Source organism: Rhizobium sp. YIM 134829 (assembly GCF_046546455.1).
Window position 1 is genome coordinate 314970 of record NZ_JBKHKI010000003.1, and the last position, 14555, is coordinate 329524.

15 protein-coding genes are annotated in these 14555 nt (G+C 63.6%); 8 read left to right on the forward strand and 7 right to left on the reverse strand.

The window, feature by feature from the left end; translation table 11 throughout:
- Position 1: 1 nt before the first annotated feature.
- Genes cyoB through ACLE20_RS08355 form a run of 4 tightly spaced genes read left to right on the forward strand, consistent with a single transcriptional unit; the run spans position 2 to position 3811 of the window.
- Positions 2-2005: a cytochrome o ubiquinol oxidase subunit I gene (gene cyoB, locus ACLE20_RS08340; RefSeq protein WP_410939797.1), complete on the forward strand. Its 2004-nt coding sequence runs from the start codon at positions 2-4 to the stop codon at positions 2003-2005.
- Positions 2006-2008: 3 nt separating this feature from the next.
- On the forward strand, positions 2009-2644 hold the full coding sequence (gene cyoC, locus ACLE20_RS08345; RefSeq protein ID WP_410939798.1) for a cytochrome o ubiquinol oxidase subunit III: 636 nt from the start codon (positions 2009-2011) through the stop codon (positions 2642-2644).
- On the forward strand, positions 2641-3042 hold the full coding sequence (cyoD, locus tag ACLE20_RS08350; protein ID WP_410939799.1) for a cytochrome o ubiquinol oxidase subunit IV: 402 nt from the start codon (positions 2641-2643) through the stop codon (positions 3040-3042). Before cyoC ends, cyoD begins: the two co-directional genes overlap by 4 nt.
- A complete protein-coding gene (locus tag ACLE20_RS08355) occupies positions 3032-3811 on the forward strand; it encodes an SURF1 family protein (RefSeq protein WP_410939800.1) in 780 nt (259 codons plus the stop codon). The genes cyoD and ACLE20_RS08355 overlap by 11 nt, the downstream gene beginning before the upstream one ends.
- Before the next feature lie 27 nt (positions 3812-3838).
- Here the strand turns inward: ACLE20_RS08355 and ACLE20_RS08360 are convergent, their stop codons facing one another.
- From ACLE20_RS08360 to ACLE20_RS08370, 3 genes are all read right to left on the reverse strand, one after another.
- Positions 3839-4855, reverse strand: a complete 1017-nt coding sequence (locus ACLE20_RS08360) for an Ldh family oxidoreductase (protein ID WP_410939801.1) — start codon at positions 4853-4855, stop codon at positions 3839-3841.
- Positions 4856-5006: 151 nt separating this feature from the next.
- Positions 5007-5936: a dihydrodipicolinate synthase family protein gene (locus ACLE20_RS08365; protein ID WP_410939802.1), complete on the reverse strand. Its 930-nt coding sequence runs from the start codon at positions 5934-5936 to the stop codon at positions 5007-5009.
- Between the two features lie 272 nt (positions 5937-6208).
- A complete protein-coding gene (locus tag ACLE20_RS08370; protein WP_410939803.1) occupies positions 6209-7144 on the reverse strand; it encodes an AraC family transcriptional regulator N-terminal domain-containing protein in 936 nt (311 codons plus the stop codon).
- 178 nt (positions 7145-7322) lie between these two features.
- Here ACLE20_RS08370 and ACLE20_RS08375 point away from each other — a divergent pair, with 178 nt between their 5' ends.
- Complete coding sequence (locus ACLE20_RS08375) at positions 7323-8363, forward strand: NAD(P)-dependent alcohol dehydrogenase (protein ID WP_410939804.1); 1041 nt, start codon at positions 7323-7325, stop codon at positions 8361-8363.
- Positions 8364-8412: 49 nt separating this feature from the next.
- Here ACLE20_RS08375 and ACLE20_RS08380 read toward each other — a convergent pair whose 3' ends face one another.
- The 3 genes from ACLE20_RS08380 to ACLE20_RS08390 all read right to left on the reverse strand — a co-directional run bounded on the left by ACLE20_RS08380 (position 8413) and on the right by ACLE20_RS08390 (position 11262).
- The gene (locus ACLE20_RS08380) at positions 8413-9525 is read right to left on the reverse strand and encodes a methyl-accepting chemotaxis protein (RefSeq protein ID WP_410939805.1); all 1113 of its coding nucleotides are present in this window, start codon (positions 9523-9525) and stop codon (positions 8413-8415) included.
- 101 nt (positions 9526-9626) lie between these two features.
- Positions 9627-10091: an Lrp/AsnC ligand binding domain-containing protein gene (locus ACLE20_RS08385; RefSeq protein ID WP_410939806.1), complete on the reverse strand. Its 465-nt coding sequence runs from the start codon at positions 10089-10091 to the stop codon at positions 9627-9629.
- Between the two features lie 7 nt (positions 10092-10098).
- On the reverse strand, positions 10099-11262 hold the full coding sequence (locus ACLE20_RS08390; RefSeq protein WP_410939807.1) for a M20 aminoacylase family protein: 1164 nt from the start codon (positions 11260-11262) through the stop codon (positions 10099-10101).
- Between the two features lie 239 nt (positions 11263-11501).
- Here ACLE20_RS08390 and ACLE20_RS08395 point away from each other — a divergent pair, with 239 nt between their 5' ends.
- The 3 genes from ACLE20_RS08395 (at position 11502) to ACLE20_RS08405 (ending at position 14041) form a co-directional block, all read left to right on the forward strand.
- On the forward strand, positions 11502-12602 hold the full coding sequence (locus ACLE20_RS08395) for a D-alanyl-D-alanine carboxypeptidase family protein (protein ID WP_410939905.1): 1101 nt from the start codon (positions 11502-11504) through the stop codon (positions 12600-12602).
- 3 nt (positions 12603-12605) lie between these two features.
- Positions 12606-13772, forward strand: a complete 1167-nt coding sequence (locus tag ACLE20_RS08400) for a CobW family GTP-binding protein (protein WP_410939808.1) — start codon at positions 12606-12608, stop codon at positions 13770-13772.
- Positions 13773-13852: 80 nt separating this feature from the next.
- The gene (locus ACLE20_RS08405; RefSeq protein ID WP_410939809.1) at positions 13853-14041 is read left to right on the forward strand and encodes a type II toxin-antitoxin system HicA family toxin; all 189 of its coding nucleotides are present in this window, start codon (positions 13853-13855) and stop codon (positions 14039-14041) included.
- A 34-nt stretch (positions 14042-14075) separates the two neighbouring features.
- Here ACLE20_RS08405 and ACLE20_RS08410 read toward each other — a convergent pair whose 3' ends face one another.
- A complete protein-coding gene (locus ACLE20_RS08410) occupies positions 14076-14501 on the reverse strand; it encodes a hypothetical protein (protein WP_410939810.1) in 426 nt (141 codons plus the stop codon).
- Between the last annotated feature and the right edge of the window lie 54 nt (positions 14502-14555).

Genomic DNA, 14555 nt, shown 5'->3' on the forward strand with positions numbered 1-14555 from the left:
CATGTTTTCCAACCAGGACATATCGGCACTGATCTTCGGGCGGCTGACGCTCGATGCCTTTCCGCTTCACGAGCCCATTCTCGTTGCGACCTTTGCCGCCGTGGCTCTCGGCGGGATCGTCGTCGTCGGCGCTCTCACCTATTTCCGCCTCTGGGGACTGCTGTGGCGGGACTGGCTGACGAGCGTCGATCACAAGAAAATCGGCATCATGTATGTGATCCTGGCGCTGATCATGTTGCTGCGCGGCTTTGCCGACGCGCTGATGATGCGCACGCAGCAGGCCATCGCCTTCAATGGCAGCGAGGGCTTCCTGCCACCGCACCATTACGACCAGGTCTTCACCGCCCATGGCGTGATCATGATCTTCTTCATGGCCATGCCCTTTGTGACGGGTCTCATGAACTTCGTCGTGCCGCTGCAGATCGGCGCCCGCGACGTGTCGTTCCCGTTCCTGAACAATTTCTCCTTCTGGATGACGGCGGCCGGCGCGGCGATCATCATGATCTCGCTCTTCGTCGGCGAATTCGCCCGCACAGGCTGGCTCGCCTATCCGCCGCTTTCGGGCGCGGATTACAGTCCCGGCGTTGGTGTCGACTATTATATCTGGGGCCTGCAGGTGGCGGGTGTCGGCACGACCTTGTCGGGCATCAACCTGATCGCGACCATCATCAAGATGCGCGCGCCGGGCATGACCATGATGAAGATGCCGATCTTCACCTGGACGTCGCTCTGCACCAACATCCTGATCGTCGCCTCCTTCCCGATCCTCACCGCAACGCTGGCACTGCTCTCGCTCGACCGGTATGTCGGCACGCACTTCTTCACCAATGACCTTGGTGGCAATCCGATGATGTATGTGAACCTCATCTGGATCTGGGGCCATCCGGAGGTCTACATCCTCATCCTGCCGGCCTTCGGCATCTTCTCGGAGATCGTGGCGACCTTCTGCGGCAAGCGCCTCTTCGGCTATGCCTCGATGGTCTATGCGACCGTGGTCATCACCATCCTCTCCTATATCGTCTGGCTGCACCACTTCTTCACCATGGGCTCGGGCGCCAGCGTCAACGCCTTCTTCGGCATCACGACGATGATCATCTCGATCCCGACGGGCGCGAAGATCTTCAACTGGCTGTTTACGATGTATCGGGGCCGCATCCGCTTCGAAGTTCCGATGCTCTGGACCATCGGTTTCATGGTCACCTTCGTCATCGGCGGCATGACCGGCGTGCTGCTTGCCGTGCCGCCGGCAGACTTCGTGCTGCACAACTCGCTGTTCCTCATCGCCCACTTCCACAATGTCATCATCGGCGGTGTGGTGTTCGGGCTGCTGGCCGGCGTCAACTACTGGTATCCAAAGGCCTTCGGCTACAAGCTCGATCCCTTCTGGGGCAAGATGAGCTTCTGGTTCTGGCTGACCGGCTTCTACTTCGCCTTCATGCCGCTCTATGTGCTCGGCCTGATGGGCGTCACGCGCCGCCTCAGCCAGTTCGAAGATCCTTCGCTGCAGATCTGGTTCATCATCGCGGCCTTCGGCGCCGTCCTGATCGCCCTCGGCATCGCCTCCTTCATCATCCAGCTCGTCGTCTCCTTCCTGAAGCGGGAAGAGCTGCGGGATGTGACGGGCGATCCCTGGAACGGCCGGACGCTCGAATGGTCGACCGCCTCGCCGCCGCCGGATTACAACTTCGCCTTCACGCCGGTGATCTACGACCATGACAGCTGGTACGACATGAAGGGCCGCGGCTATTCGCGTCCGGTCGATGGCTTCCGTCCGATTCACATGCCGAAGAACACCGGCACCGGCATCATCCTCGCCGGCATCAGCGTGGCGCTCGCCTTCGCGATCATCTGGTACATCTGGTGGCTCGCCGCGGTCTCCTTCGTCGCCATGATCGCGGTGTCGATCGGGCATACCTTCAACTACAAGCGCGACTATTACATTCCTGCAGAGGAAGTGGTCGCGACCGAAGGCGAGCGGACCAGCCAGCTCGCAAGGCAGGGCTGACCCATGAGCGCACCGACCCACACTGCCACGCAGGGCACCGCGACAGACAAGCCGGTCTTCTATCTCTCGGAAGACCACCATCCGGAAAACAGCACGGGCCTCGGCTTCTGGCTGTATCTAATGAGCGACTGCCTGATCTTCGCCGTGCTCTTCGCCACCTATGCCGTGCTCGGCCGCAACTATGCGGCCGGCCCATCGCCGGCCGATCTCTTCGATCTGCCGCTGGTGGCGCTCAACACCTCCATGCTGCTGCTCTCGTCGATCACATACGGCTTTGCGATGCTGCAGATGGAGCGCAATGCCAAGGCGGAGACCCTGTTCTGGCTGGGGATCACAGGCCTGTTCGGCCTCGCCTTCCTCGGCTTGGAAATCTACGAATTCATCCACCTGATCCATGAGGGCGCCGGCCCGCAGCGTTCGGCCTTCCTTTCGGCCTTTTTCACGCTCGTCGGTACGCACGGCCTGCACGTCACCTTCGGCGTGATCTGGCTGGTGACGCTGATGGTGCAGGTGTCGCTCTATGGCCTCAACGTCGAGAACCGCCGTCGCCTGATGTGCCTCTCCATGTTCTGGCACTTCCTCGACGTCATCTGGATCGGCGTCTTCTCCATCGTCTATCTCAACGGAGTCCTCGGATGACGACGCACGCTCCCGCCACGGAAGACGCTCACCAGGCCCATCATGGTCACAGCCACGGCCACGAGGCCGGGCATGGCTCCTTCAAGAGCTACATGACCGGCTTCGTACTCTCGGTCATCCTGACGGCCATCCCCTTCTGGCTGGTCATGGCCGACGTGTTCGAGAACAAGGCGGTGACCGCCGCGCTGGTCATGGTGCTCGCCGTGATCCAGATCGTCGTGCACATGGTCTACTTCCTGCACATGAACTCCAAGTCGGAGGGCGGCTGGACGATGATGGCGCTGATCTTCACGCTGGTGATCATCGCCATTGCCCTCTCCGGCTCGCTCTGGGTCATGCACCACCTCAACACCAACATGATGCCCATGTCGCCGGACATGATGCGCAATGTCCCCTGACACCGATCGGCAGCCGCCTGCGGCTGCCGGCCAGCCGCAGGACGAGGAAGGTCGCTCCAAGCGCTCCCTCGCCCTCCTCGGCTTCGTCTCCCTGTTCCTGACGATCGTCCTTCTTGGCCTCGGTACCTGGCAGGTCCAGCGGCTTGGCTGGAAGCTCGATCTCATCGCTCGGGTCGATGCGCGTGTCGCCGCTGCCCCCGTTTCGCCGCCTAACCGCGACGGATGGGGCGCTATCACGGCGGATGCCGACGAATATCGGCATGTCACCGTTTCCGGCATATTTCAGCACGAGAAGGAAGCTCTGGTTCAAGCCTCGACCGAGCGAGGTCCTGGCTTCTGGGTCATCACGCCTCTCATCCAGGTGGACGGCACCAGGATCCTCGTCAATCGCGGCTTCGTGCCGCCTGATCGGCGGGCGGTCGAGAGCCGTACTGAGGGAAATGGGGCTGGGATCCAAACGGTGACCGGCCTGCTAAGGCTCACCGAGCCCGGCGGTGGCTTCCTGCGCAGCAATGTGCCGGCGGAGGATCGCTGGTATTCGCGCGATGTCGCGGCCATCGCTGCGTCGCGCGGCTTGCGCGATGTGGCGCCCTATTTCATCGATGCCGATGCCACGCCCAATGCTGGCGGCTATCCGATCGGCGGCTTGACCCGCGTCGTCTTCCCCAACAATCATCTGGTCTATGCGATCACCTGGTTCTCGCTCGCCGCCATGCTGGCAGCGGCCACCGTCATCATCGGCCGGCGCGAGTGGCGCCGGGCTGTCTGATCGCACTTTGTCGGGAGCTGACGTCGCTCAAACGAGGAGCGCCTTCAGGTCGTCGTAGAGCGCCTTCGGAATCTCGATCTCACCGCTTGCCTCGGTCCGCTGCCGCGCCTGGTAGCGGCGCTGCGAGGGCAGGCGGGCGCCCTGGCCGAGGATCGCGTCAAACAAGGCTTCCGCTCGGTCGATGTTCTCGGCCGCTGCCGCCCCGAGGAAAGAGGCGGGGTTGAGCGCGATCAAAAGTTCGCCATGGCAGGGCGCGGCGCCGACTCCGGCGTCGAAGGCCATGGATTCGGCACTCGTCATGTCGCCGATGAGCGGTCCCGCCAGGAGCTCGACCATCGCCGACAGGGCCGAGCCCTTGTGGCCGCCGAAGGTCAGCATGGCGCCGGCCAGCGCCGCGGCGGGATCGGTCGTCGGCTGCCCCTCGGCATCGATCGCCCAGCCTTCGGGAATCGGCTTGCCGGCCCGGCGGTGCAGTTCGATCTCGCCGCGGGCCGATGCGCTGGTCGCAAAGTCGAAGACGAAGGGGAATGGGCCCGGTCGCGGCCAGGCAAAGGCGATTGGATTGGTGCCGAACACGCCCTTGGTGCCACCGGCCGGCGCGACCCAGGCATGGCTCGGCGTCAGGGCCAGCGCGGCCAGACCCTCAGCCGCGATCAGCTCGACCTCCGGCCAAAGGGCGGAGAAGTGGAAGCAGCGATTGATCGCCAGCGCGGCGACGCCCTGGCTGCGCGCCTTTTCGACGAGCAGCGGCAGTCCCTGCCGGAAGGCGAGCGGCGAGTAGCCATAATGCGCGTCGACGGTGACGATCGAAGGCGCCGTGTCCTTGACCTCCGGCACGGCCTGCGGATCGACCTTCCCTTCCCTCACCGTGCGGACGCAGCCGAGCACGCGGTAGAGCCCGTGGGAATGGCATTCGTCCCGCTGGCCGGCCATCACCGTCTCCGTCAGCGCCTGCGCATGCGCCTCGCTCAAGCCGGCGCGGCGGAAGGCGTCGAGTGCCAGGGCACTGGCATCGGCAAGGGAAAGGCGAAGGGTCTCGGTCATGATCTGCTCCGGCATGGGCGTGGCGCCCGGTCTGGCGATCCAACGAGAACGGCCCCGAACGGGGCCGCTTCGGCAGGACGCGATGGTCTGTGCTAGCCCGAGAGCGCCGCAGCCTCAAGCGGGCCGCAGCGCTTCAAGGGTGGGTTGTTGATCAAGCCGCCTTGGCAAGACCCACATCCGGCAGGCGCGGCCGGTTGGCGAGTGCGGTCGCCATGATCTCTTCGACCTCCTTGCGCTCATGCGGCAGGAGCGCCAGACGCGGCGGGCGCGTCAGCGCCGAACCACGGCCGACGATCTCCTCGCAGAGTTTGATGCACTGGACGAGATCCGGGCGGGCGTCGAGATGGAGAAGCGGCATGAACCAGTCGTAGAGCGCGATCGCCTCCGCATAGCGCCCGGCCTTGGCGAGGCGGAACAGCGTCTCGCCTTCCTGCGGGAAGGCGTTGGACATGCCGGAGATCCAGCCGGCAGCCCCCAGCATCACGCTTTCGACCACCACATCGTCGAGACCCGCGAACAGCACGAAGCGATCGCCGACCATGTTCTTGACGTCGGTGAAGCGCCGGGTGTCGCCGGAGGAATCCTTGAAGCAGACGATGGTCTCGCAGTCGGCAAGCGATCCCAGGATCGAGGGCGTCACGTCGTTCTTGTAGATCGGCGGATTGTTGTAGACCATGACCGGCAGGTCGGTGGCCTTCGAGACGCCGCGGAAATGCTCGGCCGTCTCATGGGGCTTGGAGGAATAGACCAGCGCCGGCATGACCATGACACCATCGAGCCCGATCCGCGCCGCATCGCGGGCAACGGCCGAGGCATGTTCGGTCGTGAATTCGGCAACGCCGCAGATGACAGGAACGCGGCCCTTGGCGGCATCCTTCGCCACCTCCATGACCGCCACCTTCTCCTCGCGCGACAACGAGGTGTTCTCGCCGACCGTGCCGCAGACGATCAGGCCCGAGACGCCGTCCCGCACCAGATTGTCGATCACCTTATGCGTGGCCGGCAGATCCAGCGAAAGATCCGGCTTGAACTGGGTGGTTACAGCCGGGAACACGCCCGACCAGCTGATCTTCGGCGCCATGGCGCTCTCCTTGCATCATCATCTTCGACACTCGTCCTATAAAATGTATAAAATATACAGTCAAGAGATCGCGAGCGCTTTGCCATATGTTTGTGTGAGAGGGCTGTAGATTGCCAGGCAGGGGACGAGGCACCTGTCATGAACCGGTGGATACCACATACCTACGTCGACACCGCGCCGTGGCAGGCGGAGAATGATGTGGTGACCGTCGAGATGTTGACGGTCAGGTCATGGTCGACCGCACTCTCCGACACCAAGCGGCCACGTCGTGCTTAGCTCTCGCTCAACAGCTCGTCCTCGCCGCGCAGCCGCTCCGTGAAGGCGCGGCGGACGCGGCCAACGTCGCGCACAGGCGGTGCGCCGAACTGGCGGGCATATTCGCGGGAGAATTGCGACGGGCTTTCATAGCCCACCTGCCGTCCTGCCGTGCCGGCATCCAGCATCTGCTCCACCATCAGCCGACGCGCCTCCTGCAGGCGCAGCTGCTTCTGATACTGCATGGGGCTCATGGCGGTGATCGCCTTGAAGTGATGATGGAGCGAAGAGACGCTCATGCTCACCCGCCGGGCCAGGTCCTCGATGCGCAGCGGCAGGTGATAATGCTCCTTCAGCCAGGCACAGGCGCGGCTGATCTGATGCGATTGGCTCTCAACCGTCGCCATCTGCCAGAGCCGGGCGGCGTGCGGTCCGGCCAAAAGACGAAAAATCAGTTCCTGTTCGATGAGCGGCAGCAGGACGGGGATTTCGCCGGGCCGCTCGATCAGGCGCAGCAGGCGCAGCGCTGCCTCTTCCAGTTCCTCCGTCAGCTGCGCCACACTCATGCCGCGCGTCGATGCCGCAGGCGGCTCAGCGCCTGCGCCGAGACGCTGGAGCACGCTCGGGATCCTCGCCGGGTCGATCTCGAAGACAAGGCCGAGATAGGGCTTGTCCGGCGACGCCGTCATGATCTGCGAGGAAACCGGCAGGTCGAAGGAGGTAAGCAAATAATCCTGCCCGCCATAAAGATAGGCATCGCCGCCGAGCATGACCCGCTTGGCGCCTTGGGCGATCAGCGCGAAGCTCGGCCGGAACTGTCCGCAGGCCGGGGCACCGGTGCCGGAATAACGATGCAAGGTCAGGCCGGGAACAGGGGTTGGATGATCACCATCGCTGCTGGCGTGACGAGCGATGAGATCGATAATGGTCTGTCGTTGAACGGTTTCGATCACGGCTAAATCTGTGGGTGTTGAAATGCAACCGGAGCTCTCTGGAAGGGCAGCCGAGCAGTGAGACAGTACTCGCCTTTTGCAGGATTGTGCAAGAAGTTTGCAGGAAAGGAGGATGCGTCGGCGGGGCCTTGCGCGCATGATGCCATCGTAACTCCGCCATTATGAAAGGATGCACCGCATGGCTCTCGCACGAGGATATGCTGCCACCGACGCGTCGAAACCGCTCCAGCCCTTCACCTTCGAACGGCGGGCACCCAATGACGACGACATCGTCATCGACATCAAATATTCGGGCATCTGCCACTCCGACATCCACCAGGTTCGCAATGAATGGGGCAATGCCATCTACCCCATGGTGCCGGGCCATGAGATCGTCGGGATCGTGTCGGCCGTCGGCGCCGGCGTCACGAAGTTCAAGGTGGGCGACAAGGCCGGCATTGGCTGCTTCGTCGATTCTTGCACCGCCTGCGCCAGCCGCGATCTCGATCGCGAGCAATATATGCCGGGTCTGGTACCGACCTATAACGGCTATGAGGCCGACGGCAAGACACCGACCTATGGCGGCTATTCGAACACGATTACCGTCAAGGAGGACTACGCGCTCTCCATTCCGGACAATCTCGATTTCGCCGCCACAGCGCCGCTGCTCTGCGCCGGCATCACGCTCTACTCGCCGCTGAAGCACTGGCAGGCCGGCCCGGGCAAGAAGGTGGCCGTCGTCGGCATGGGTGGTCTCGGCCATATGGGCGTCAAGCTCGGTGCAGCACTCGGTGCCGAAATCACCGTGCTCAGCCAGTCCTTGTCGAAGAAGGAGGATGGCCTGAAGCTCGGTGCGACGCATTACTATGCGACCAAGGACCCCGAGACCTTCAAGACGCTGGCCGGCAGCTTCGACCTGATCCTCTGCACGGTGTCCGCCGAAATCGACTGGAATGCCTATCTGTCGCTGCTCAAGGTCGACGGGGCGATGGTCCTGCTCGGGATCCCGGAAAACCCGGTCCCCGTCCATGCCTTCGGTCTCGTCGGCGGCCGGCGCAGCCTGGCCGGCTCGATGATCGGCTCGATCAAGGAGACCCAGGAGATGCTCGACTTCTGCGGTGAGCACAACATCGTCTCGGACATCGAGATGATCAGCATCGATCAGGTCAACGAGGCCTATGAACGCGTGTTGAAGAGCGATGTGCGCTACCGCTTCGTGATCGACGCGGCGACGATCTGATCGGCCTGCCGGCGCGGCTTCGCTGCCGCGCCGGCTCGCCTTCGAAAGGTCAGAGCGACAGCCGACGCTTGATCTCCTCGTCTTTCTCCGGCCGCTGGATCACCACACCGCTCCAGCCGAGACCGCTGTAATCCTCGTATCCCAGGGTTTCCGCGAAGGCGACGAGGGTGCCGTCCTTCGTATAATAGCTGCCACGCGCCATCTTCTGCGGCGGCGTCAGCGCGAAATGGGTGTAGACGAGATTGGGACGGGAGGCGGCAATCACCATGCCCTGGCCGTCGAGCAGCAGCACCGTCGTGCGCTCCTCATCCGCCTCGGGAATATTGGCTTCCTTGCGCACGATGGACTGTCCCTGGTTGGCCCAGTCGAAATAGACGCCGAGCGCTCCCAGCAGGTCGCCATTCGTCTTACCGCCGCTCCGCACGCCGGTTGCGTAGACCAGCGTGTCGCTGTTGCCGTGCAGCGGGCTCGGCTTGACGACATCGACGATATAGTCGTCGCCGGACTTGGTGCCCATCGCCGCCGTCACCCAGGGCTCGTTCGACAGGTCACGGCCGAGAATGCCCTTGCGGAAACGCGGATTGGCGGAAGCGATCGCACGTCCCGAGCCGTCGACCATGACGAGGTCGAGATAGACGGTGTAGAAGCGGTTGATGACACCGAGACGCTCGGCTGCGAAGGCTCGGCGGCCGGCCTCCGGCTGCTCCAGGGCCTCCCAGAGCGCCGTATCGGTCGCCCACCAGCGAACATCGGCGGTGCGTTCGAACAGGTTGCGGACGATGAGCTGGACGAGCGTCTGGGCGAGATCGACGAGCCGGATGCCTTCCATTTGCAGCACGAGCTCTTCCGCCATTTCGCGCCCCAGAAGAATGCGCTCCAGCACGTCCTTCTGGAACGTCGCGGCCACGCTGGCGGAAACGCCGGCCAGACGCTGGACTTCTTGCGCCACCACGGCAAAGCCGCGGCCGATCTCGCCCGCGCGTGCCGCCTCGATGCTGGCATTGATGCCGAGAAGCCGGATCTGGCGGACGATCTCCTCGTTCTCCCGGCCGAACTTGTCGAGATCGCTGCCGATCCGCTCGGTGAGTGCGCGCATCGCCCGCGGCGTCGCCCGTCGATCCTGCGATCCCGACTTTTGTTTCTGTTCGGCTTCCTGCGCCACGATCAAGCTCCTTGGCCAGCTCACTGCCAATATGGTCAAGGAAACTCTAAAACAGTAAATCTTGCTTAAAGCTTATCGCATCGCAAAAATAAAGATCATGCTCATAGAAGAGGCAGCGGACCGTCGTTCTTGATCTCCTCCATCACCGCATAGGTGCGTGTCTCCTTCACGCCCTGCAGCGTCCACAGGAACTGGCCGAGAAAATTGCGATAGGCGCTCATGTCCTCGAAGCGGGTCTTGACGAGATAGTCGAACCCGCCGGCTACCATGTGGCACTCGATCACCGACGGCGCCTTACGAATCGCTTCCGCAAACGTGTCGAAAACCTCCGGCGTCGTCTTGTCGAGCATGACCTCGATGAACACCAGCAGGCCGAAGCCCAGGCGCTGGGGGTCGAGCCGCGCGCCGAAGCCCGAGACATAGCCATCCTTCAGCAGGCGGCGCATCCGCTCGCTGGTGGCGGTGGGCGAGAGGCCCACGCGCTCGGAGAGCTCGAGATTGGTGATGCGCCCGTCGCCCTGGAGGATCGAGAGGATCTTCCGGTCGATCTTGTCGATGCCGCTCATCTGTCTCTCAGGCGGCCAGACGCGTTTCGGCGAGCTTCACCCAATAAGAGATGCCGTGCGGGATCGCCTCGTCGTTGAAGTCGTAGCCGGGATTGTGAAGGCCCGCCGTCTCGCCATTGCCGATGAAGACGAAAGCGCCGGGGCGGGCGAGCAGCATGTAGGAGAAATCCTCCCCGCCCATCATCGGGTCGAGAGTGCTGGACACCTGCGCCGGACCGGCAACGGCCGCCGCCGCCTCGACCGCGTGGTCCGTCTCGCGCGGATGATTGACGGTCACCGGATAGTTGCGGCTGTAGCGCACGTCGATCGTCGCGCCGAAGGCGCTTGCCAGGCCCGCGCAGATCTCCCGGATCCGGCGCTCGGCGAGATCCCTGGTCTCCGGCATCAGCGTGCGCACCGTCCCGGCAAGCTTTGCCTGTTCGGGAATGATGTTGTGGGCAAAGCCGGCATTGAACTTGGTGACGGAAACGACGACCGAGGCGAGCGGGTCGACCGAGCGGGAGGCGATTGTCTGAAGCGCGGTGACGAGCTGCGCGCCGAGCACGATCGGATCGACCGTGCGATGCGGCTGGGCGGCGTGGCCGCCGCGGCCGTCGATGGTGATGGCGAACTCATCGGTCGAGGCCATGACCGGGCCCGGGCGCGTGCCGAAATGGCCGAGCGGCATCCCAGGCATATTGTGCATGCCGTAGACCTCCGCGATGCCGAAGCGCTCCATCATCCCATCCTTCACCATGGCATCCCCGCCAGCACCGCCTTCTTCGGCCGGCTGGAAGATCACGGCGACCGAGCCCTTGAAGTTGCGGGTCTCGGCAAGGTATTTCGCGGCGCCGAGCAGCATGGCGGTGTGGCCGTCATGGCCGCAGGCATGCATCTTGCCGGGGATGGTCGAGGCCCAGGGCTTGCCGGTCGTCTCGGTCATCGGCAGGGCATCCATATCGGCGCGCAGGCCGATCGCCGGTCCGTCGCCGAGCCGTCCACGGATCACGCCGACCACGCCGGTGCGGCCGATCCCGGTCACCACCTCATCGACGCCGAAGGTCGTCAGCTTCTCGGCCACGAAACCCGCCGTTTCCTCGACGGCATAGAGCAGGCCAGGGCGTGCATGGATATGCCGACGCCATTCGGTCACCTCGTCCTGAAGTTCGGCGGCTCGGTTCAAGATGGGCATGGGGCGATCGTCCTGTCGGTGGGCGCGCGGCGGAAGACGCGCAAATGGCTTTGCCTTCACTGCGCCATATAGGTTAAATACCGGCATCCTGCGAGGCAATGCCAGAAATGGTTCGCGCATCGCCGCCGGCACCGTGGCCGGGGCTGACGCTTCGGCGGAGGGCGGGCCGCCCGCGATGGCGATCGCCGCCCTGCGTCGAAGCTGCTGAAATCTGAGGACTGATCGTGCATCTATTTGGAATGAAGACCGGTGGTCGGGGCGTTCTCTTGGCGCTGCTGACCGCCTTGTCAGCCGCCTCCGCCGTCTCGCCCGCCGGCGCCAATCCGCGCCTCGTGGTGGATGTCTCCTCGCTGAAGGTCTATGAGCAGCAGGACATCTTCCAGCGCTGGTATCCGGCCTCCCTCACCAAGCTGATGACGGCCTACACCACCTTCCGCGCCATCAAGCAAGGGCGGCTGACACTCGAGTCGCCTGTCGTGATGACGAAGAATGCGGCCGCCGAGCCGCCGAGCAAGATGTTCTTCAAGCCCGGCTCGCAGATGACGCTCGACAGCGCCTTGAAGATGATGCTGATCAAGTCGGCCAACGACATCGCGGTTGCGATTGGCGAGGCGGTCGCCGGCTCCGAGCCCGCCTTCGTCGCGCAGATGAATGCCGAGGCCGCCCGGATCGGCATGGCGAATTCGCATTTCGTCAATCCGAACGGCCTGCCCGCGCCGGGGCAATATACGACGGCACGCGATCTCGCCGTGCTCGCCATCACCATCAAGCGCGAATTCCCGCAATATGCGCCCTATTTTGCCTATGAAGGTTTCACCACCGGCAAGAAGAGCTATCCGAACTACAATATGCTGATCGGCCGCTTCGACGGCGCCGATGGCATGAAGACCGGCTTCATCTGCGCCTCCGGCTTCAATCAGGTCTCGTCCGCCACCCGCAATGGCCGCAGCGTCGTCTCCGTCGTTCTCGGCGCCGACAGTCTGGGCGCGCGTGCCGATGAATCCGCCCGGCTGATGCAGATGGCGTTGACCGACAACGGTGCCGGCAAGCCCAGCCTCGGGCAGATCGCGCCCTATGGCGACACCCGCGATGTCACCGCCGATATCTCCAAGCAAATCTGCTCGGCCTCGGCAGCCAAGGTGCGCAGCGAGGGCCGCGACGAGGCGGGTCGTCAAAAGCTGCTCTCGCCGTTCATCCATGAGATCAACCGCCCGCTGCAGCTCGTCCAGGCCGGGCTGATCCCGGGCTCGGTGCCGGCTGCCGTCGAAAGCGGCGCGGCGTCGGATGGGCAAGGCGACCTTGCCAATGTGCCGATCCCGCAGCCCAAGCCCGCCTACTGACCCATGCCGCTCGTCGCTTTCGATCCCGTTCCGGTCTCCATCCTCACCGGCTTTCTCGGCGCCGGCAAGACGACGCTGCTCAACCGGCTGCTGAAGGATCCTTCGCTCTCCGATACGGCTGTCATCATCAACGAGTTCGGCGATGTCTCGCTCGATCACCTGCTGGTCGAAGCCTCCGGCGATGGGGTGATCGAGCTCTCCGATGGCTGCCTGTGCTGCACGGTGCGCGGGGAACTGGTGGATACGCTGGCCGATCTGATGGACCGCATGCAGACCGGGCGCATCCGCCCCTTGAAGCGGGTGGTGATCGAAACCACCGGCCTTGCCGATCCGGCGCCGGTCATGCAGTCGGTCATGGGCAATCCGATCATCGCCCAGAGCTACCGGCTGGATGGCGTGGTGACGGTGGTCGATGCGGTCAATGGTCTGTCGACGCTCGATCATCACGAAGAAGCGGTCAAGCAGGTGGCGGTGGCCGACCGGCTGGTCGTCAGCAAGGCGACCCTCGCTGATCCTCAGGCGCTTGCTTCGCTCCGCGCACAGCTCACGGCGCTCAACCCCCGGGCCCCACAGATCGATGGCGACCTGGACGAGGCGAGCGGGCCCGCCCTGTTCGAATGCGGCCTCTATGATGCCTCGACCAAGATCGCCGATGTCGGCCGTTGGCTGCAGGACGAGGCGGCGCAGGCACACGGCCACCACGATCATGATCATCATCATGTCCACGACGAACATTGTGGCCATGATCACCATGCCGGCGACCATCATCACCACCATGACGTCAATCGCCATGGCGCCGATATCCGCTCCTTCAGCATCGTCCACGACCGGCCGATCTCGGCCATGGCGCTCGACATGTTCGTCGATCTCTTGCGCTCGGCCCATGGCGAAAAGCTTCTGCGCATGAAGGCGATCGTCTGCACCGCCGAACGGCCGGAGCGACCCTTGGTCCTGCACGGCGTTCAACAGATCTTCCACCCGCCCCAGCGCCTCGCTGCCTGGCCGGACCCGGCAGACCGCCGCACCCGCATGGTGCTGATCACCGAGGGGCTGGAGGAGAGCTTCGTGCGCGACCTCTTCGACGCCTTCACCGGCACCCCCTCGATCGACCGTCCCGACCGCACGGCGCTGGAAGATAACCCGCTCGCAGTGCCGGGATTGAGGATCTAAGCGTGCCCTTGAAGGAAAACGCTTTGACTTGAGTCAACACTTGTGTTGACTTCAACAGAAGTGTTGAGTGCGCTACAGTCATGAACGCGAACGAGCTCAAGAGGTGGCTGGCGAAACAGGGCTGTCGTTTCGAGACGCATCGAGGCGGCAGTGGTCACCTGACCGTCTATCTTGGCGAGAAGAAATCGCAGCTGCCGATGCACGGCGCGTCCAAGGAACTGGGTCCAAAGCTGGTCGCAAAGATCAAAAAGGATCTGGGCCTCAAGTGAGAGGGCGATCCCTATGGCTTGGTACAGACTGGCTCTAGAGCAAGACGGCGATCTCTGGCTGGTGACATCCAACGATTTTCCGGAGCTGACGAGTTTCGGGCAGACGCAGGAAGAGGCATGCCTGAATGGCCGAGATGCCATAGAGGAGGCGATCGCGGCGAGAATGGCCGATGGGGAAGACGTTCCGCGTCCTCTCAACGATGAGGAAGGCGGCAGCCACCTGATCGAGCTTCCGATGATGGTCCACCTCAAGGCTGCCATTTACATGAATATGAGAAGCAGAGGCTGGACGCGGGCTGATCTTCAACGTGCGCTGGGCTGGCCCCATCGCGAGCAGATCGATCGCCTCTTCCGCTTGGACCATCAGACGCGGCTGGACTCGCTGCAGGATGCGTTCAAGGCTCTCGGCGTTCCCCTGAAGATCGACATTCCGATGCAAGGTCCAAAGGCCGCCTGACATTCACAAACCGCAGGGCGCTCATCTTCGTTCCTGCGGCCCGCTGCATCTCACTGC